Origin of the sequence: Parapedobacter lycopersici, assembly GCF_040395035.1 — a bacterium.
GTDB classification, from domain to species: domain Bacteria; phylum Bacteroidota; class Bacteroidia; order Sphingobacteriales; family Sphingobacteriaceae; genus Parapedobacter; species Parapedobacter lycopersici_A.
On sequence record NZ_JBEBRB010000018.1, the window covers coordinates 23,870 to 44,052 of the forward strand.

Here is a 20,183-nt window from a genome sequence, read left to right on the forward strand (position 1 = left end):
AGGGGGATTTTTGGGCATGGCTGTAACCCTTGAACGTGAGCCTGGGGCGGTAGTTTTTAGCCGGAATCCAGTGGTATTTTCCTTCCGTACGGACGCACGGTATGCAAACGCCGGTCGCCCATATATCGGTGAGCTTACTTTCAGCGCTGTCCGGGTGGATGGCGACACAATGGAGGTGGAATACGGCGATAATAAGTTCGACTTTGTTTTTAAGACCGGCCCCGATGATAGCGGGCTGCAACTGCCTGCCGGGATTGAAGGTGATGACCTGGAAACCTGGTTGGCGGCCGTACTGGCCGCACTGAAAAAAAATTACTACATAAACCGCGACTTCACAGTAGTTATCGGGGGCGGTAAACTCCAGTTTACAGCTACCGGGAATGATCCGCAATATGATCTTAATGTAGAGGGGACGGGGGTTTCAATAAGCCAGTTGCAAAGTGGCGTGGCTCCGGTGCTGAACCCCAACCTGAAAATCCTTGCTGAATTGTTTGTGGGTAAAACTGATGGATTGGGATTTGAAAGTTATTGCACTGTCGCGCTTGAACCTGATGATAACGGGGATGCTGTATGGGATGTTTCGGATGCATTGACAACTGCATTGCTGGCAGATGGCCACGACCGGCCCAGCTTATCAGCCCCGGTTTTTGAAACCAGCAGCCGGACGGTACGGCCTTTTTACCTACGGTTTGCGGAAATGTATGGAACTCCGCAGCGCGTGCGCCAAACATCCGATACCGGGACGAAACAGGGTGTTTACGGCGGCTTCAGCAAAGGGTTGCTGGCGGAGCGATCTTTTCCTGGTTGGTTCATGGTCGGGACCAAACTAAAATGGATGGATCAGAGCAACAATTATAAGATTGTCCAACCCGAACAGCCTGACTATCTATACACGGTTAATTTCGTTGCAAACCGTTCAAATGTGGATGTACGGGTAAAGGTGTTTTTCTCCGATAATACTGAAGCTACCTACACAGCCTATCAATTTGCCGCTATCTCCCGGTATCGGCGAATTATCGTGCCTTCCGGTATGAAGCAACTGGGCGTACACCTTCAGGATGATGAAAAGGTACCCGCGGGATATGACGTGTGGCTGGAATCAGCCGGCGTATCGCTAAGCGAAGTAATGCGGTTTTCGATTAATTACCGCTACGAACCGTATACACGGTTTTTCGTTTTTGAAAACAGCTTTGGCAGCTACGAAGGGAAGTATGTGTACGGAAGGAAAAGCAAGGGGTACAAAATAGTCCAGGAATCTGCTGTAATTACCAGGGTTGCGGATTTCCGTTTGGAGGATGGGGAATCAGTGGATTACGACATACATCTTACCGATAGTGAGAAAGTAAATACCGGATACGGGACACGCAGGCAGATGCGGGGTTTTAGGGACTTCTTTTTGAGCACCGAGAAATACGCATTTAAGAATGGCAGGTATTATCCGATAACGCTTGTAAGTCGGGACATCAATGAATTTTCGGACGGGAATAATCTGTTTGCGCTTGAATTTGAGGTGGGTAGCCGTTATTCTGACGAGCTGTTTACCGCGGACGAGGAAACGGACGAATACGCATATACGCCCGATTTAAGCGGATACATTCCACCGCCGCCGTTGGACCCTGAAAACTTTGACGACCGGTATTATCTGAAAACCCAAACCTACAACAAAGCCGAAATTAACGGGATGATCGGCGGCCTGCAAACCGATTTAAACACGCTAAGTAACCAGCTTTCGACCTCGGTGGCCAATCTCCTTTTGCAGATACAGGGTAAGGCCCCAATGAATCATACCCACCCGCAGTACGTTACAGAAGGGTTTGTTTATGACGTGCTGGATACGATGTGGGTATTCCGGGGTGACTGGGTTCAGATTGATGAAGAGGATCCGGAAGAGGATGGGTATGATGCAGGTAATTACGTGGTGTACAAAAATGCCCTTTGGAAAAGTACCGAGGATTTAAACTATACCGAACCGGGCGCGCCCGGCGCTAAGTGGATACTACGGGTCGGGTGCGTTGTTGTGATTGACAATAGCCTGGCGGCCGATATAACCTCGGCACAACTCGATGCTGCATTTCCATTTCTGAAAAATGCGGATATCATTTACAGCGAATCAGCACAAACCGTTTGGACAAAATTGGATCAGGGCAAATGGAACATAACCGGATTAAACATCGCATGAAGCATTTTTTATTATTCGTTCTGTCGTTATGCAGCATAGCGGCAGTAAATGCACAGACCGTAACCACACGTCCGAGCGGAAGTAAGCCCTACGGAACCCCGATCGCCGTTCCGGATGGAAAAATAATGGTTGGGCGGACCGGAAGCTACACCTATATAACTCCATTAAAATACACAGACAGTCTGCTTGCCTTGTTCTCTTTGCAGCGAGTGACGGGGCTGGGCAACACGACCACAAACGCTATACAGATTTCCGGCACGGGCAATCTAAACGTTGCAACCAATTCGGGGTATGCCCGCTATGTCAGCAATAATTTTCAGGTAGGTTTGTTGAATGGGGGGGCAACCGCCGGATTATTAAACATGTCACCTACGATGGTGCAGTTAAGCGGCACGGCCTCCAATATTGGATTGATTCTGCAAAATGGGGTAGCTGCCTTCAGGGATGGGGCTTCTACGCTTATCCGTGCTAAAGGTGCGGCCGGAACCGAAAGCGATGACTTTGTTACTTTAGCGCAACTTAATGCGATGGGGGCGGGGTATTTACCTTTAACGGGCGGTACGTTGACAGGCGATCTATTTGGAACCAATGCCACGTTTGGTACTTTGTATACTTCTGTTATAGACGGCACGGATGCCAATTTAGTCCATATAAAATCCGGGGTATCAACGTCCGCGAACGCCTACTTTACCAATACCGGTTTGGGTATTGGAAGTACGCCCAATATCGCAAGAGCCTCCCCATTGCAGGTGCAGGGCAATATATGGTCGACCGATGCTTATATACTTGGAACAGGGGCATCGCCTATCGCCGAATTTGGCATGGATGGAAACGTATTCGTTAGGACTATGGGCGCGCAATCACTACGATTGGCGACAAATAACACCAATAGGCTTGTTATCGCGGCTACCGGCGAACTAACAGCATCCAGTTTGGCCGGTACAGGTGACGCGCCGGTAATGGCTAATTCAGCAGGCCAGTTATCCCGTGGTACATCCACTACGCCGAATTTACAGCAGGTAACCAATGCGGGGGCGACAACCACAAATAACGTTCAGGTAAATACGTTATTAACTTCCGGAGGGTCTGCATTGGGAGCCGATTTGCAAACAGCAAATGTGGATGCAAGCGGAACGATAACCGCCGCAAATGTAAGTGCTTCGGGAAACATAAATGCAACAGGAACCTATAACGGGGTTAAACTTACCACATCCCCTTCGGCAACTAATGACGGCGCTACGGTTGGATGGGCTGACACCCAAATCAAAAGCCGGACAATACCCACTCGGTTCGCTGATACTTATAACATGGTTTTAGATGGCACGAGTGATTTATCTACGTGGTCAGGTACAGGGGCTATTTCGCTTTTGTCAACCAATCCTACCACAAACGTTCCGTGGACTGCTGGGGTCAACGGCGGTGTAATATTTCAAATGGGGGGTGCAACAACCTCTAACGCCGCTATCGCATTGACAACAGGTGGCACAGCCTATACAGGTAATATGTGGTTTAGGAATAGGTTTAGCAGTTCTTGGTATAAAGTAGCAACCACTGCTGATATACCAACTAACTATGTTACTACCAACACGGGGCAAACAGCTATTTCCGGCGCAAAGCAATGGACGTCCACCCATTCGTGGCTGATTCCAAGAGGTACAGTGCCCAGCAGCGCCGCAGAAAGCATAAGCATAGGTTCATCTTCTTCGGGAGGTATTTTCGGACCGTATTTGGTGGGCTACGGGAGCGATGCGGGGGCGGCTTTTATATTGCGAACTTACGTTAGCAGTGCCGGCGATCAACTTTATTTGTATAAAGGCGGGGTGTCGGTTCCTTTGGGGTGGACACCTACCGCTGTTAATCACTTAGCCACCAAAGGCTATGTGGATGGGGCAGGATTTGCAGTTTCAGGTACGGGCGCGTCCCAAGTAGGAACAAATAGCCAATTGGATAGTCGTTATGCTATAACTGCTGGAACCCCTGTTTTCACAGGACAATACGTAAAGTTTGCTAATCAAACAGCTATCCCACGACCATCATCGGCGGGCAACCAATACAGCTTTTTGATATACAGAAGTTCCACGGGAAGTTGGCCGGGTCCGGCAATAGAGGGCAGGAATGTGAATGGGGATGCCGCCGTCATAATAAGAACGTTTAGCGATGCCGGGGTGCAGATGCGTTTATGGGAAGGCGGCGTGGATGCAAACGGTCCATACTCAAATACTTCCGACAGCACCCTTAAAAATGATGCAGAATATGATTACAGTGGTGTAGGTAATATTCCTGCCCGGGCATTCACTTGGAAAGACGGCAGGGATAGCCTTATCCATGTCAGGTATTATGCACAAGAGGTAGAGGAATTCCTGCCAAATGCCGTCCGAAAAAACGAGGACACCGGTAAATTGTCAGTTGACGAATCACAGGTATTAATCGCAAAAGTTTCGCTGCTGGAACAAAAAAACGCCGAACTGGAAGTGCTATTGCAAGCCTTGACGGCACGAGTAGAGGCATTGGAGAATAAAGAAGAATAATTATGAAAACACTACTGAAACGTTTCCTTTCGGAAACACCGAAATTTTGGAAAAAAGCCGCTTGGTTTGGCGGGGCGTTGACAGCTATCAGCGTAGGGTTATTGTCCGCGCCGGAAACCATCGCTATCCCGGCATGGATGAATACAGCTGCCGGATACCTGGCCACTGTGGGTTTTGTTATGACACTGCTTGCAAAAGCTACAACTACGGATCATGACCTGTCGGAAAAGTAATTTCTTTAAAGGGCTGATAATCGGGACGGTTATCAGCTCGATTATGTGGTGGTTGATCATTGAAATATTCATTTAGCAAATGAGTAGCCTGTTTTCCATACGGTATAAAGATGTTGAACTGGACGTAGCTGCCGGTAGCCACCTGACGGTGGAATGGATGAGCGTGATGTTTAACGAGGATCAGTTATTTGCCGGGTCGTATTCCTATCCGGTTGTATTCCCGTTCACCCCGCGGAACCGTGCCGCGCTGAATAATGCACACCTTCCGGAAAACCGCAGGGCACGGCGAAAGCTGCCGGTACTGGTGCAGCTATTCGGCCAGTCCTGGAAACGCGCAACGCTGGCTTTTGACGTTGTGGCAAACGGTTTTGAAGGGGATTTGCAGATAGATAGCGGCACCGTGGCCGAATGGATGCGGGAACGCACTGTCGCTTCGGTTTTTACCATCAGCGAAAATGGGAAATTTGTAGACTTCCGGAAGATCAAAGTGAGCAGCACAAATGAGGACCGGTATGCCAATATTTTGGATAGCTGTGAAAACCCAGGGAAGTGGCCGTGGGTCTTTTTTCCCATCCGTAACGAACTTAAGACCGGTGAGCTGGAACCGGTGCCCGGTGAAACGCCCGAAGAGATTAAGGAAAATGAACGAATGTTTTGGTTCATTAACGAATGGGGCGGGGGCTTCTTTACGCCGCAGGAAAACCGGCTGTTTACGCCATTTTTCTACCTGACCTGGGTAATTAAGGAAATGTGCACGTTTTTGGGTTTTGAAGCCCGTGGCAGCTTCCTGGATCATCCGGAAGTCAGGACCTGGGTAATATACAATACCGGCATGATCGGTGGTATAGAGTTTAACAGCCCTTCGCTGGACCTTTGTCCGGCACGTCATCTGCCGGGGATGAGTATAGCCGATTTTATCAAGGCATTACGCAATGATTACAAAGTTGCAATTTACTTCGACAGCCACACCCGGATTGCGACCTTTGACCTGGCAGACGACATCTTAAGCCGCCGGGATGCGGTGGATATCGCGGGAAACGTGGAGAAAGGATCACTTCGCATCAAACATAATCCGGTGCTGGGATATGAACTAAAAACGATGGTGGATGATGGGGACGAATGCTATAAACTGGAGCCATACCCAAAAAGCTATTTTGTTGGATCAAGTGATTCGCCCAAAGTCCAGGAATTGCAGACCGGTACGCTGTTTATGTATCAGGGGCCAATGTACCTGAACAAAGAGGCGGAACACCGGGTGCCGTGGGCCAGGCAGACGGGAAATATTTATGATGTGGGGTGGAAGGAAACCCAGGCATACAATCCGGACAAAACCTATGGCAAAAACGACTTCAAATTACGGCTGATCGCTTACAAGGGGATGGTGCCCTGGGGAACCCTCGGCAACAGCGGCATGATCCCGTACGCCACATGCGACAACCTGGACCAAACCGGTACACCTGTGTACGATTACAGTTTAGGTCCGGGTGGGGAAACCGGCTGGCTTACCAAATTTTGCCTGAACTGGTATGACATGCTGTGTAATACGGAGCAGACAGACCTTATTGCACGGTTGCCCGTGACCAAATTTATGCAGCTGGCACCGCTGCGTAAATTCCTTTACAGTGGCGATAGCCGCGCGCGTATCGAAGCGTTACCCGACCGGGTAACCTTTGAGCCAACGGAAACCGGTGGCCGCGTAATGGTCTGCCGGATACTGGGCTATCCGTATTACAATATGGGTGCGCTGGCCGATGAAATAAAGGTTGGGTTTACCGAAGGCGAAATCATAAAACCTGATCAGAAAATATACGTTCGGCTTAGCGTGGAAAATGAGCGTTTCAGGGTAAAGAAACCGAAACACCGGGAAATCATCGGGGACGTGGTTTTACGTTTTTACCGGGATCCTGCCGGGTCACTTCCGATATCGGTTAGTAATCTGCCGGTAAGGATCAAAGAAACCTATACAGATACTGACAACCGAAACCTAACTTTCAATCATCCAGTAAATGCAAGCGGTTCCGAATTTACAGCTTTGAGGGGCGTGGATACCCATATTTGGAAAAAAGCAACCATTTGGAATCTTTGGGACGGGATCGAAGCATGGCATAATTATGAGCTCGACAATAGTGCAGATGGTAGTTATGAATTTGCTGAATAATGGAATCTAAAAACATAGACGATCTGCATTTGAAAATCTACCGTAACGGCGTGATTGAAAAGTGGAGCCGCTATTTTGTTGATCGGCTCCGTAAGCAGCTGCGTAAACTGAAAATCGGAAAGACCGGTGCCCTGGAACGGGGGATAGCCAGGCAGCTTGTTTTAACCAACGGTGACGTTACCGCTGTTTTCCTTCGGTTTGCGATGTACGGACGTTTCGTGGACATGGGAGTGGGCCGGGGGCTGAAAGCGTACGAACGGCAGTCTAACCGGACCTTCGCAACGGGAGCAAAGCGATACGGGGCTGATGTATCCTACAACGGCCGCCGCCCCAAACGCTGGTTCAATAAGCCAAAAACAGCGCAGTTACACCGCCTGCGGGAATTGCTGGAACAGGAAATGCAATCATCGGCCGTAACCAACATGCGCCGCGAACTGATGGAGGTGACCGAATACAGCCTCAACCTGTAACACTCCGTGTCCTTTCGGTGTAGGCAGTGAATGGCGTTTTTTGCCTAATGGCAAAGCAGCGTACGGACACCGAAAGTGTAATGAAGTTGGTCATCAATGGCCAACAGGCAAAAACGTCATTAAAGGAACTGACGGACACCGCCCGGAAATACACCACCGAATTTAGAAAAATGCGGGAAGCCGATGACCCAAAGGCTTACCGGGAACGCCGTGAAGAGATCAAACGCCTTAATGCCGCGCTGAAGGAAACGAATGATGAATTGAAGGCGGGCGCGGGCAATGCCAAATCATTTTCGGAAAATATGAAGCAGATTGCTGCCGGCGTTGTCGGCGGTAATGTTCTCATGCGCGCCTGGGATATGGCTGTCCAGGGTGTAGGTAATTTCATCCAAAAGAACGCGGAGTTAAGCGACATCATGGGAGGGGTTCAGAAAACCACCGGGCTGACCGAAGCGGCTGTGGATCGCCTTAACGAAAAATTCAAACGGTTTGATACCCGCACGGCCAATACGGAACTGCTGGGGCTGGCCCAGGTGGCTGGTAAGCTGGGAATTTCGGCGGAACGGGACGTGGAAGGCTTTGTGCGGGCGGCTGACCGGATCGGCGTAGCGCTCGGTGAAGATTTGGGCGGGGTGGAAGAGAGCATTAACAGCCTCGGAAAACTAACGGATATTTTCCGCCTGAAGGAACAATATGGCATCGAGGAAGCGTTGATGCGTGTCGGCAGCGCTATCAACACATTGGGTGCAAGCGGGACCGCCGCGGAAAAGAACCTGGTGGATTTTGCCCAGCGGATGGCCGGTATCGCTCCGGCCGCAAACATCAGCCTTCAGGATATACTGGGTCTTGCTGCAACAGCTGACGAGCTGGGCCAAAGTATGGAAAGCAGTTCTACCGCCATCGGCCAGTTTATTGTCGGACTGGGGGAAGATATTCCGAAAAACGCAAAGATCGCCAAAATGAGCGTGGCAGACTTTTCTAAGCTGCTTAGGGAGGATGCGAACGAAGCATTTATACGGGTGTTGGAAAACAGTAAAGCAGCTGATGGCGGGTTGGAGGCCCTGGCAAAAAATATGGGCGTGCTGGAAGTGTCCGGAGCGCGCGGGATAGCTGCATTAGGAGCACTGGCTGAACGTACCGACCTGCTACGGCAACGGCAGGAACAGGGTAACCGTGCCTTTAAGGATAATATCAGCGTGATGGCGGAGTTCAATAACATGAACACAACGCTGGGCGCGAATATGGAAAAGATTTGGAACCGGCTGGGGACTTTTTGGGAAAATAGTCGGCTCCGGAAATGGTTTACCGATCTCACCGGTGCGCTGGTAGACAACCGAAGCGAAAGCGAAAAATTGTCGAATGAATACTTTGCCATGAAAGGTGAGGTTGATGCCCTGGAAGGGAGATTACAGGTACTTGTGGATAGGCATGATGAATTGAAGGGAAAAGGAAAGCTGAACCGTGAAGAGCAGACCGAATTGAGCAAGGTCATTACCCAAATTGCGGAGATCGTACCTTATGCAGCTTTGGAATTTGATAAGTACGGTCGCGTTATCGCTGTATCCACTGAAAAGGCCCGCGAATTTTTGGAAACGCAGAAAGCAATGCTTTCCTATCAGAACCGGGATGCGATAAAAGCGGCTGAAAACGACCTGTCGGATTATACCGAAGAGTTTGACCGGCTTAACCTGGCCATGAAAGAAGGCTGGACCCGTTCCGATTCGATGTTCGGTAACATCCGGACGTACAAACTTAACGACCGTATGCGTGCTGATTTCACCCAGCGTATCAAAGAACTTGGTATGCTTAAACAGGGTGCTGAAGCATTGATTAAATCACTGAAAGGGGAAGATATTGAGTTGCCGGAAACCGGCGGTAATAACGGGGATAGTCCAGGAACGCCAACTAATACACCCGCCACCAAACCCGATAAAAAGGCGGAAAGCGAACGGGAAAAAGCAAAGAAGGAGTATGAAAAATTACTCGATGCATTCAACGCCCTTGATGCCGCCCGGCTTCGTGACCAGTTGAGTAAAAATCAGCGGGAAATTGCAGAAGAGCAAGCGAAGTACGATAAGTTGATTAAGGAATATGAGGCATTTAAAAAGTTGAAAGGGGCAACATCCGAGCAGATATCTGATGCGGATGCAAAAATTTCCGACCTGCAAACCAAAAGGGAGCAAGCCACCAACGATATGCGGTTACGCCAACAGGAAGAATACCTGGCAAAAATTGAATCTCTTCGCGCGGGACTTGAAGCGAAACAGGCCAGTGAACTGGATAAAGAGAAAGCGCGGATCAATGCTTTTTACGATGCGTTGGAACGGGAAAACGTAGGCAACGATGATGCAATGGCTGAATTGCGTATTGCCAGGGCAAAGGATTTGACCGATGCGGAGATAAGGGAAGCGGAGCGGCTGAAGCTGGATAAGGAACGCCTGGAAGCAGAATATAACCGGAACGGCATGACCGCGTATGACCGGCGGCTTGCAGACATCAATGTAAAATATGATGCTGAAATAGCTGCATTAAAAGCCAAGTACAGCAAACAGATCATCGCAACCGAAGAATTTAATGCCGCTTTGAAAGCCATCGAAGAGGGGCGGGCGTACGAGATTACCCAACTGGATGAAGAAACTTGGAACTCCCGATTAGGTAAGGCCGTCCAGGCCGCACAGATCATTTCCGATGCCGTGTTCCAAATCACTTCCAATAATGCCCGTTCTGAATCCGATATGCGCCTGGAGCAGCTGCGTAAGCAACGTGAAAAAGAGTTGAGCGAAAGGAATCTGACAGAAGCGCAGAAAAAGGCAATCAATAAAAAGTACGACCAAATGGAGCGTACTGAAAAACGTAAAGCCTGGCAGGCGCAGAAGCGTGCGGACTTAGCGCAGTCGCTGATCAATACCGCACTTTCCGTTGGTAAAACATTCGCGCAATTCGGATGGCCAGCTGGTATCATTCCAGCCGCATTTGCAGGTGCTGCCGGAATAGCGCAAACGGCGGTTATTGCAGCGCAAAAGCCCCCGCAGTTTGCTAAAGGCGGAATGTTACCGGTAGGAAGCAGCCACGCACAGGGCGGTATCGATCTTATGGACCGCCGGCGGCGGGTAATAATCGGCAATATCGAAGGTGGTGAACCGATATTGAGCCGGGATACCTATCGGAATAACCGCGCTATCGTGGACGAACTGCTTTATAGTAGCCAGCGAAAGGCCGGGGCGGCCATCCGTTTGAATCCGGATCTGATTGACGCGGACCGTGCCGTAAGGAATGGGGGAAGGGCAATGCTGTCATCCGGTGGAAAACCACCGGTTGTAAATGTAGCCGCGCCTGCCGTGGATATGACCGGAGTAGTGGCAGCGGTGAAACAAATGGTGGATGCCCAGCTGGAAGCAAACCGCAGGCCGCTGATCATTTCAAGCCGGATGCTGGAGGATTGGAACGATCGGAAGGCCCGCATCACTAATGATGTGGATGCTTAACCGTGTGTCCCTTCAACTATTTGTTTATATGCGTACATTTGAATCATGGGAATGCTTAAAAAACTCAATCAAAAAAAACGCCCGGATGTTCAGCAGATAGCCGAACTGATGAAAAATGTTATTGACCTGACCGCTATGGGATTGTTGCAGCCGGGTGAAGAAACGCCGGATTTCTATATCTATCCGGAATTATTCGCCGGCAAAGACCAAAAGTTCAAAAGCAATTTCTGTCAGAACGTTTTCCGGGTATGGTGCCTGACGAGCGGAAAAACACCGGAGGAAACCCGATCAATGACCGTTGCTGTTTTCCATAAAGAAAATGGTGATCTGTTAGGTACCTATACAGAAAAGGATGGATTTGTTGGATAGCCGTGGTGGAAAATCCGGTTTAACTGCCTATTACTTTCCCTTTCGCTTTTAACCGTTTATGTTTTTCGTGTCCACGATATCCATCAAATCGTATCGAATTTGCTCATGATGTTACTCTTTGTCCGGCTCGTCATTTTCAGATAGATTTCAGTATACCTAACCGATCCATGACCAAGTATTTCCTGAAGGTCTTTTATGTTACCGCCCAGCTCCAGGTAAGCCGTAGCAAATGAATCCCTTCCGGACCTGAAAAGTATATATTTTTCAATTCCTGCCTTCTTTACCAATCGCCTAAGTGTCTTACAAAGCAGTGCTGATTCCATAAACGGAAAAAGCAAAGCGCGTTTTTTGCCAATCAACTCTGTGGCCGTCCGGGACATCGTAAATTCAACCGATTTACCGTAACGGCGTGTCTTGAACATATGCAGGCGTAGCACGTTGCCGTTTCTGATATGGAATCGTGGGTCAAGCTGCTCAATGTCTGACTTCCGAAGTCCGGTATAGCAGGAGATCAGGTACCGGCGCAAAACATCCCGCTCGTGGTCCGACAATACAGCTGTGTCGTAAAACTCCTTTAGCTGTTTGATTTCGTGTATTTCAATAATATCGCGTACCCCGTCCTGGAAAGATGGCATTTTATACTTATCCATCGGATTGTATATCATTAAACCATCATCGGCGGCTATCCCAAAAAACTTGTGAAGCACGCGCATGTGTCCGCACATGGTATTGTGGGCCAAAGTTTCTGTAATCCAGTTTTCCAACTGCTGAATTTCAAATAGCTGCACTGTGTTGAATTGCCACCTGGGTTGAATCTTAAAATATTGTTCCATTCGGTTAAATGCAGTGTTGTATTTTTTTGCGGTTTCTTTATCCACGATCTTTTCTACTTCCAGCAGCGAGGCAATAACCCTGAAGTACCCAATAACATCATGCCGTGAGGTGTAAAGTTTGAGCACACGCTTGAAGTCATCGTGGGTAGCAGTGTGTTCAGATACATAATAGCGTAGGATCAATTTATTCCATTTGGCCAGTTCGTTTTGGATCATAAGATTGTGCTGGTAGCACAGCTCATCACCCTTTTGCCGCGGAAGTAGTTTTTCCCCCTCTTTGTCGAACAGTTTTGTAGGCCAGGTGATACCCAGCGGGTACCGCTGGGACACGCCGTCAATGATCAGTTGAACGAAAAGATTCCCATTTGGCGCGTCCACCCTGGATCGCATCCGGATTTTTACTGAAATTTTTTGCTGGTAATACGACATGATTTGTGTCCAATAAAAGGCCATTGCCTGTTTTCAGAACACTGATTTGCCGTATCAGAAGAAAGATTGCCACTTTCGTGTGGCCAACGCAAAAACTGTGTCCACGTATATAAAAACACAGTTTTCGCGTGTATTGTGTGCGCCCACCTGGGCTCGAACCAGGGACCAAAAGATTATGAGTCTTCTACTCTAACCAACTGAGCTATAGGCGCGGTGAAACCCGCGACAAGCGCGGATTTGCGGTTGCAATTTTACATATTTGCAGTGGATATTTAAAATTTTGCAATGCAAAAAATCAAAAACATCATCTTTGATTACGGTAACGTGATCTTCATGCTTGACTTTCCTGCACTGCGGCAGGCATTTGTTGACCTGGGTATCCGGGACGCCAACGCGTTCTTTTCCCATGCCACGCAAAATCCGTGGGTCGATGCATTAGACAAAGGACAGCTGACAGCCGCGGAATTCCGGAACACCATCCGCGAGGCTGCAGGTAAACCCGAGCTGACCGATAGTGAGATTACGAAGGCATGGAGTACATTACTTGTTGGTGTTCCTGAAGGATACCACGATCTCTTACGGAACTTGAAGCAGCATTACCGTACTTTTCTGTTGAGTAATAACAATGAGATTCACTACCAATGGATTATGGACTACCTCCAACGGGAACACGGCCTTGTGGATAATTCGGTTTTTTTTGAGCAGGATTATTATTCCCACCTGATGGGCATGCGAAAACCCGACCCTGCGATTTTTCAGTTTGTATTGGACCGCCACGACCTGCAGCCGGGGGAGACTCTTTTTATTGATGACAGTCCGCAACACGTGGCGGCAGCACAACGGCTGGGTATCCGGGCCGAGTTGCTCGGGGAGGGGGATACCCTGCCGGAACTGCTGGACCGGATCGGCGTTTGGAAAAAATAGTTTGATAAATCGAGATCATTATCTTACCTTTGCATTCCATAAAAAAATGTACGAAAGGAGGTATCTGAAAGCATGATTATTGTAAATGTAAAAGAAGGTGAATCGTTGGACCGGGCATTGAAGCGCTTCAAGAAGAAATTTGAGAAGACGGGTGTGTTGAGGGAATTGCGTTCTCGCCAAGCCTATGAGAAAAAATCGGTTACCCGTCGTATCCAGGTGAAAAAGGCAATCTACAAGCAGGGCCTGAACCAGGAAACCATCTAAGTTTTCTCCGAATTTAAGCGGCAATATATTTTGCCCTGTTAAATAAATTTCCGTATATTCAACGTCAAGAATATACGGATTTTTTTTGATGGTTACGGATCGGTTTATCAACTTCCTGAAATACGAAAAGCGTTATGCTAGGCATACACTCGTTGCCTATCAACACGAATTGACGCGGTACCTGGCCTACCTGACTACCCAGGCTATTGACGTGGAAACCGTTACGTACCGGCAGGCCAGATCCTATATTGCCGTACTGCTTGAACAGGGGCAGCTCCCGACCAGCATCAACCGCAGCCTGTCTGCTCTCCGTAGTTATTACAAATTCCTGCTTCGGGAGCAATTGGTTCTTCAAAACCCATTTGCATCCGTCAAGGCCCTGAAAACAACAAAGAAACTTCCGGTAACGGTTGATGAGGGAAAATTATCGGCCCTGCTGGATCGGGATGAAGTGTTTCCCAACACCTTTGAGGGGCTTCGGGATAAAGTCGTGCTGGAACTCCTTTTCGGAACCGGGATACGGCTTTCCGAGCTGCTGCAGGTCGAAGATACCCATATTGATTTTTACAATGGTAATATGCTGATTTTCGGCAAACGGAACAAGGAACGGTTGGTGCCGTTGAACCGTACGCTAAACCAGTTGCTGCAGCATTACCTTAACGAGAAAAAAAGACAACAATTTGATAACAATAGTGCGCAATTGATCGTTACCAAAGAAGGCAAGCATGCCTATCCGCGGTTGATCTATGGCATCGTAACGCATTACCTGGGCGCCGTATCCTCACAGGCAAAAAAGAGTCCCCACGTGTTGCGGCATACGTTTGCGACCGCCCTGCTTAATAACGGTGCGGATCTGAATGCAATCAAGGAACTGTTGGGGCATGCGGGGCTTGCCGCCACACAGGTATATACGCATAATTCAGTCGAACGATTAAAATCTATTTATAAACAAGCTCATCCAAAGGCTTAACAAAAAGGAGGAAACATGAATATCACTGTGCAATCCATCAGGTTTAATGCTGACCGTAAATTAATCAGCTTCATCCAGCGAAGAGTGGACAAATTAGATCAGTTTTTTGATCAGATTATCGACGGTGAATGTTACCTGAAACTGGAGAATGTGGAAGACGAGGCAAATAAGATAACGGAATTTAAGATTAACATCCCCGGTAACCAGCTTTTTTCCAAGGGACAGGCAAAGACCTTCGAAGAAGCAACGGACCTTGCAGTGGAGTCGCTACGGCGACAGATCAATAAGCATAAAACCAAAACACGTACTAAGGCAAGCAATCACAAAGAATTACTGACCGACGACAGTTCCGTAGTATAACTGTCGGTCCGGTGCCGGACACCTAAACCAGGAGTATGCTCAAATGGCTTGAAAAATATTTCAGGTTCAGCCATCGGGAGTTGCAGGGGATGATCGTATTAACGATCGTCCTGCTGTTGCTTTGGGGTGGTCCGTGGGTATACCGCCATTGGTTTCCGGGTGCGCAGGGAAACCGGGCTGCAGACATTCTTGAAATCGAGCAGTTTCTTACCGCGTCGCCCATGCAGCAAGCCGTGCGACCGGGTAAAGCGGAGCTTTTTACATTTGATCCGAATGACCTGCCTGTGGCAGACTGGCGGCGCCTTGGGCTGACCGACCGGCAGATCCGGATGATCAAGAATTACGAAGCCAAAGGGGGGCGTTTCCGGGAAAATGCGGACCTGGGGAAAATATACGCCATCACCGACGCGGATTATGCCCGGCTGGCTCCTTATATCCGGATACGGGAAACGCCCCGTGCTCGTGCAGCGCTTGAGCAGCCGCTGCGGCGTCAAGTGCCCAATGTACCCGCAAAGACCAACGGAGCAGTCCGCCGATCCGACGTGCCGCTGCGAATTGAGTTGAATGCTACGGATTCCCTGGCATTGCAGGCATTGCCGGGAATCGGACCGGTATACGCCTCACGGATTGTCCGTTTTCGCGATCTTTTAGGTGGTTTTCACGATGTTGCGCAATTGCTCCAGGTATACGGGATGGATTCGGCCAGGTACGATGGCTTAAAGGAATTTATATCGGTAGACACCGCTGCAGTACAGCGGATACCCCTAAATTCAGCCGATTACGATCAGCTGCGGCGGCATCCTTTTATCGGGGCCAGCCTAGCGCGGCTTATTGTCCGGTACCGTAAGCAGCACGGCCCTTACCGGCAGTTGTCGGATTTGTTTGGAATTGCGGTGATGGATGCGGAAATTTTCCGTAGAATTGCACCATACTTGAAAATCACCCATGATTGATCAGCAACTTAAAGCCGCTATCCGAGACGTCCCTGATTTCCCCAGAAAGGGAGTCGTTTTTAAGGATATTACGCCACTGCTCCAGGATCCGGAACTCTGCAATGCGATATTGGATGAATTTATTGAGCGCCTGGACACGCTTACCATTGACGTTGTGGCTGGCATCGAAAGCAGGGGCTTTCTTTTTGGCCTGATGCTGGCAAACCGGCTGGGTGTGCCGTTCGTGCCCATTCGCAAGCAGGGCAAACTGCCGTACCTGACGGTGACGGAGGAATACGAGCTGGAGTACGGGCATGCAGCCATCGAGGTCCATCGCGATGCGTTCCCCAAGGATGTACGGGTGCTTATTCATGATGACCTGCTGGCAACAGGTGGCACTGTTTCCGCGGCCAGCCGGCTGGTGCAGCAGCTTGGCGGCATCATCGAAGGATACGCGTTTATCGTTGCCCTTACTTTTCTCCATGGTAAAAAACAGTTGTTGCCTTACAGCCCGAACGTCATTTCATTGGTCGATTATTGATCGGGCTATGAATTTGAACCCGATACCATTTTATACTCCATTATACGTTGTTTTCTTTGGTTTGTAATCTGCGATATAATAATTATCATTGTGAAAACCAGTGATTTATTATGCAGTTACATTCAGAAACACCGGAAGATGAAAACCGGCAACTGGTCCGCGATATGGTTCGTGAATTTGCGGAAAAGAACATCCGGCCGCATGTAATGGAATGGGACGAAGCCCAGCATTTCCCGGTTGAGACCTTTAAGGCCATGGGCCAACTTGGCATTATGGGGTTGCTCGTTCCGGAAACCTATGGCGGTGCAGGACTGGGTTACCAGGAGTATGTGGATGTCATTGTTGAAATTGCCCGGGTCTGCGGTGGGGTAGGCCTCTCGCTTGCCGCGCACAACTCCCTATGTACCGGACACATCCTCGCATTTGGAAACGAGGACCAGAAACGCAGCTGGCTTCCGCGGTTAACCGGTGCGGAATGGATTGGCGCCTGGGCGCTTACCGAAGCTGGCACCGGATCGGACGCGCTGGGAATGGCCACAACGGCCGTGTCGGATGGCGACTGCTATGTGGTCAATGGTACCAAAAACTGGATTACTCATGGTCAAAGTGGTGACATCGTCGTGGTGATGGTCCGCACGGGGGAAAAGGGCAGGTCGCAAGGCGTATCTGCGCTGGTCGTCAACAAGGGTATGCCCGGATTCGTGTCCGGGAAAAAGGAAAATAAACTGGGTATGCGGGCATCGGAAACGACGGAACTGATATTTGACAATTGCCGGGTGCCGAAAGCGAATTTGCTGGGCCGGGAAGGGGAAGGCTTTAAACAGGCCATGCAGGTGCTGGAAGGTGGACGGATATCCATTGCGGCGCTCGCTTTGGGAATCGCAAAGGGCGCACATGAAGCAGCGGTTCGTTACGCCAAAGAACGTCATCAATTCGGCCAGCCAATCGCCAATTTCCAGGGAATATCCTTCAAGCTGGCGGATATGGCCACGGAAATTGAGGCGGCTGAACTGCTGACCAGGCAGGCGGCGGACCGGAAGAACCGGGGTGTTTCTGTGGTCAAACAAGCTGCAATGGCGAAGTACTATGCATCGGAAGTTGCGGTGAAATGCGCCACTGAAGCGGTACAGATTTTCGGTGGCTACGGATATACCAAGGATTTTCCGGTAGAGAAATACTACCGGGATGCCAAGCTTTGTACCATCGGGGAAGGGACTTCCGAAATCCAGAAACTGGTTATTGCACGGGAAATATTAAAGTAACCGTTTGCCGATTTGGAATCAATTTCTATTTTTATGGGATATTTACTCGTATATGGAATGGCTACTCAATCCTGAAATCTGGATATCCCTGCTCACCCTTACGGTGCTGGAAATCGTATTAGGCATCGACAATATTGTTTTTATCTCCATTTTAAGCAGTAAACTGCCTGAGGAACAGCAGCAGAAAGCCAGGCAGCTGGGACTGATGCTGGCCCTGGTTATGCGGGTGGCGCTGCTATTTTCCATTAAATGGGTGATGTCGCTGACGGGAACCCTGATTAATTTAGCGGATTGGTTCAATCTGGAGGGTGAAGTTGCGCAGACCTTCCTTAACCTTTCGGGCCGCGACCTGATCCTCCTCATCGGGGGGCTGTTCCTTATTTATAAAAGCACGACGGAAATCCATCACAAAATCGAAGGCGGTGAGGAGGCGCATGAAATGCGGGGTAAGGCAGTTACATTCGGCAACGTAATCTTGCAGATTCTTATACTGGATATTGTTTTTTCACTGGACTCGGTCATTACCGCCGTGGGCATGGTCGACCAGATTTACGTGATGATTGCGGCCGTGATTATTGCCGTAGTGATTATGATGATCTCCGCGGGGGCAATCAGCAATTTTGTTAATCGGCACCCGACCGTGAAAATGCTGGCACTGGCATTCCTGCTGTTGATCGGGGTATCCCTTACAGCAGAAGCCTTTAACCAGCACATTCCCAAGGGCTATATTTATTTTGCCATGGCGTTCTCCGTGTTGGTCGAATACCTGAATCTGCGCGCACAGCGAAGAAAGGCAGCCAAACAGGGGGATAATATCCCTAAAGCACCGTTAAAGTGAGTTGACCAGCGCCCAGTAGCGGTAACCCAGGATCGCTTGCTGCCGTTTGGTCAGCTTGGCGGGATCCTTTCCTGAGTACCGGGGCAACAGCGCGTTGTTCAGCTTAACCAGCATTTTAAAAAAGCCTTTTTTCATACGTGATTAACGGTTGGTGAATACCTTTGTTTTCAACGTTCGGTATTGTGCACGGGTCGATTCCCACGCTACGCGGATATTTTGTAAATTTGGCTCCATTCCATTTCCGGAGAAAACAAAAATAATATGGCAAAAGGAAAAAAAGAAACGGCACAGCAGCATATACCGGTGGTCACTCCTAAATCGCTGAAATTTTTTGAACAATACATTAACAATCCGTCGCCTACAGGATTTGAATGGGCCGGACAGCGCCTATGGCTCGATTATATAAAGCCCTATGTGGATGAAACGTTTACCGATCATTACGGCACCGCCGTGGCGGTAATTAATCCCAAGGCGGCTTTTAAAGTGGTTATTGAAGCCCATGCAGATGAAATTTCCTGGTTTGTAAACTACATAACCAAAGATGGATTGATTTACGTCATCCGCAACGGGGGCTCCGATCACCAGATTGCCCCTTCGAAGCGCGTGGATATCCACACCGAAAAAGGCGTGGTAAAAGCAGTGTTCGGCTGGCCGGCAATCCACACTCGTTCGGGTGAAAAGGAGGAAGGACCGTCACTGAAGAATATCTTCCTCGACTGCGGCTGTTCCAGTAAAGAGGAAGTAGAGGCTTTGGGTATACATGTTGGTTCGGTGGTAACGTATGAGGACGAATTTATGGTGCTGAACGACCGGTATTATGTAGGCCGTGCGCTGGATAACCGTGCAGGAGGCTTCATGATTGCCGAAGTGGCCCGTTTACTGCGGGAAAATAAAAAGACCCTGCCGTTCGGACTGTATATCGTCAATTCGGTACAGGAGGAAATCGGCCTGCGGGGTGCGGAAATGATTGCCGACCGGATTAAGCCGGATATAGCCATCGTTACCGACGTAACGCACGATACCCAGACGCCGATGATCAATAAAGTGACTCAGGGGGATCTGGCCTGCGGAAAAGGGCCGGTTGTCTCTTATGCACCATCAGTGCAGATAAATTTTAATAAGCTATTGGTTGATACCGCAATAAAGAAGGGAATACCGTTTCAGCGGCAGGCATCGTCCCGCTGGACGGGAACGGACACCGATGCATTCGCATACTCCAATGGTGGTGTGCCCTCGGTACTGGTGTCGCTGCCGCTGCGCTATATGCATACAACCGTTGAAATGATCCATAAGGAAGATGTGGATAATGTCATCCGCTTAATTTATGAAACACTGTTGACGATTAAGTCGGGACAGGACTTCCGGACTTTTGTGAAGTAAATGTCTTCCCGTGATTCGTCATACTGGC

The 20,183-nt window shown here is 49.2% G+C and carries 18 protein-coding genes and 1 tRNA gene; 16 read left to right on the forward strand and 3 right to left on the reverse strand.

All coding sequences use genetic code 11. From position 1 onward, the window contains the following. Positions 1-16 precede the first annotated feature (16 nt). The 7 genes from ABWO75_RS06050 to ABWO75_RS06080 all read left to right on the forward strand — a co-directional run bounded on the left by ABWO75_RS06050 (position 17) and on the right by ABWO75_RS06080 (position 11,422). Positions 17-2,179, forward strand: a complete 2,163-nt coding sequence (locus tag ABWO75_RS06050) for a hypothetical protein (protein WP_353183596.1) — start codon at positions 17-19, stop codon at positions 2,177-2,179. Next, entirely contained in the window at positions 2,176-4,707 is a 2,532-nt protein-coding gene (locus tag ABWO75_RS06055) for a hypothetical protein (protein WP_353183598.1), read from the forward strand. The genes ABWO75_RS06050 and ABWO75_RS06055 overlap by 4 nt, the downstream gene beginning before the upstream one ends. 2 nt (positions 4,708-4,709) lie before the next feature. Further along, entirely contained in the window at positions 4,710-4,940 is a 231-nt protein-coding gene (locus tag ABWO75_RS06060) for a hypothetical protein (protein ID WP_353183600.1), read from the forward strand. Positions 4,941-5,019: 79 nt separating this feature from the next. Beyond that, positions 5,020-7,098 (forward strand): hypothetical protein, encoded by a 2,079-nt coding sequence (locus tag ABWO75_RS06065; protein WP_353183602.1) that lies wholly within the window; start codon positions 5,020-5,022, stop codon positions 7,096-7,098. Further along, a complete protein-coding gene (locus ABWO75_RS06070) occupies positions 7,098-7,568 on the forward strand; it encodes a hypothetical protein (protein WP_353183604.1) in 471 nt (156 codons plus the stop codon). The genes ABWO75_RS06065 and ABWO75_RS06070 overlap by 1 nt, the downstream gene beginning before the upstream one ends. Before the next feature lie 47 nt (positions 7,569-7,615). Then, on the forward strand, positions 7,616-11,053 hold the full coding sequence (locus ABWO75_RS06075) for a phage tail tape measure protein (protein WP_353183606.1): 3,438 nt from the start codon (positions 7,616-7,618) through the stop codon (positions 11,051-11,053). Positions 11,054-11,104: 51 nt separating this feature from the next. Next, positions 11,105-11,422, forward strand: coding sequence for a hypothetical protein (locus ABWO75_RS06080; RefSeq protein ID WP_353183608.1), 318 nt, complete (start codon positions 11,105-11,107; stop codon positions 11,420-11,422). 83 nt (positions 11,423-11,505) lie between these two features. Here the strand turns inward: ABWO75_RS06080 and ABWO75_RS06085 are convergent, their stop codons facing one another. Continuing rightward, positions 11,506-12,684: a tyrosine-type recombinase/integrase gene (locus tag ABWO75_RS06085; RefSeq protein ID WP_353183610.1), complete on the reverse strand. Its 1,179-nt coding sequence runs from the start codon at positions 12,682-12,684 to the stop codon at positions 11,506-11,508. A 138-nt stretch (positions 12,685-12,822) separates the two neighbouring features. Then, positions 12,823-12,896, reverse strand: a tRNA-Ile gene (locus ABWO75_RS06090). A gap of 73 nt (positions 12,897-12,969) precedes the next feature. Here ABWO75_RS06090 and ABWO75_RS06095 point away from each other — a divergent pair. The 8 genes from ABWO75_RS06095 (at position 12,970) to ABWO75_RS06130 (ending at position 18,775) form a co-directional block, all read left to right on the forward strand. Then, complete coding sequence (locus tag ABWO75_RS06095) at positions 12,970-13,608, forward strand: HAD family hydrolase (RefSeq protein ID WP_353183612.1); 639 nt, start codon at positions 12,970-12,972, stop codon at positions 13,606-13,608. Between the two features lie 72 nt (positions 13,609-13,680). After that, positions 13,681-13,872: a 30S ribosomal protein S21 gene (rpsU, locus tag ABWO75_RS06100; protein WP_257656814.1), complete on the forward strand. Its 192-nt coding sequence runs from the start codon at positions 13,681-13,683 to the stop codon at positions 13,870-13,872. A gap of 88 nt (positions 13,873-13,960) precedes the next feature. Beyond that, positions 13,961-14,842 (forward strand): tyrosine-type recombinase/integrase, encoded by an 882-nt coding sequence (locus ABWO75_RS06105; protein ID WP_353183628.1) that lies wholly within the window; start codon positions 13,961-13,963, stop codon positions 14,840-14,842. A gap of 15 nt (positions 14,843-14,857) precedes the next feature. After that, positions 14,858-15,202, forward strand: a complete 345-nt coding sequence (gene hpf, locus ABWO75_RS06110; protein ID WP_353183614.1) for a ribosome hibernation-promoting factor, HPF/YfiA family — start codon at positions 14,858-14,860, stop codon at positions 15,200-15,202. A 35-nt stretch (positions 15,203-15,237) separates the two neighbouring features. Next, positions 15,238-16,155, forward strand: coding sequence for a ComEA family DNA-binding protein (locus ABWO75_RS06115; protein ID WP_353183616.1), 918 nt, complete (start codon positions 15,238-15,240; stop codon positions 16,153-16,155). Further along, positions 16,148-16,675, forward strand: coding sequence for an adenine phosphoribosyltransferase (locus ABWO75_RS06120; RefSeq protein ID WP_353183618.1), 528 nt, complete (start codon positions 16,148-16,150; stop codon positions 16,673-16,675). The genes ABWO75_RS06115 and ABWO75_RS06120 overlap by 8 nt, the downstream gene beginning before the upstream one ends. 110 nt (positions 16,676-16,785) lie before the next feature. Beyond that, positions 16,786-17,937: an acyl-CoA dehydrogenase family protein gene (locus ABWO75_RS06125; RefSeq protein WP_353183620.1), complete on the forward strand. Its 1,152-nt coding sequence runs from the start codon at positions 16,786-16,788 to the stop codon at positions 17,935-17,937. Between the two features lie 52 nt (positions 17,938-17,989). Continuing rightward, positions 17,990-18,775: a TerC family protein gene (locus ABWO75_RS06130; RefSeq protein WP_353183622.1), complete on the forward strand. Its 786-nt coding sequence runs from the start codon at positions 17,990-17,992 to the stop codon at positions 18,773-18,775. Here ABWO75_RS06130 and ABWO75_RS06135 read toward each other — a convergent pair. Then, positions 18,767-18,910: a hypothetical protein gene (locus tag ABWO75_RS06135; protein ID WP_353183624.1), complete on the reverse strand. Its 144-nt coding sequence runs from the start codon at positions 18,908-18,910 to the stop codon at positions 18,767-18,769. The two genes, ABWO75_RS06130 and ABWO75_RS06135, sit on opposite strands and share 9 nt — an antisense overlap. Positions 18,911-19,036: 126 nt before the next feature. On the opposite strand from ABWO75_RS06135, the gene ABWO75_RS06140 reads away from it, so the two are divergent. Beyond that, a complete protein-coding gene (locus tag ABWO75_RS06140) occupies positions 19,037-20,155 on the forward strand; it encodes a M42 family metallopeptidase (protein WP_353183626.1) in 1,119 nt (372 codons plus the stop codon). Positions 20,156-20,183: the final 28 nt, after the last annotated feature.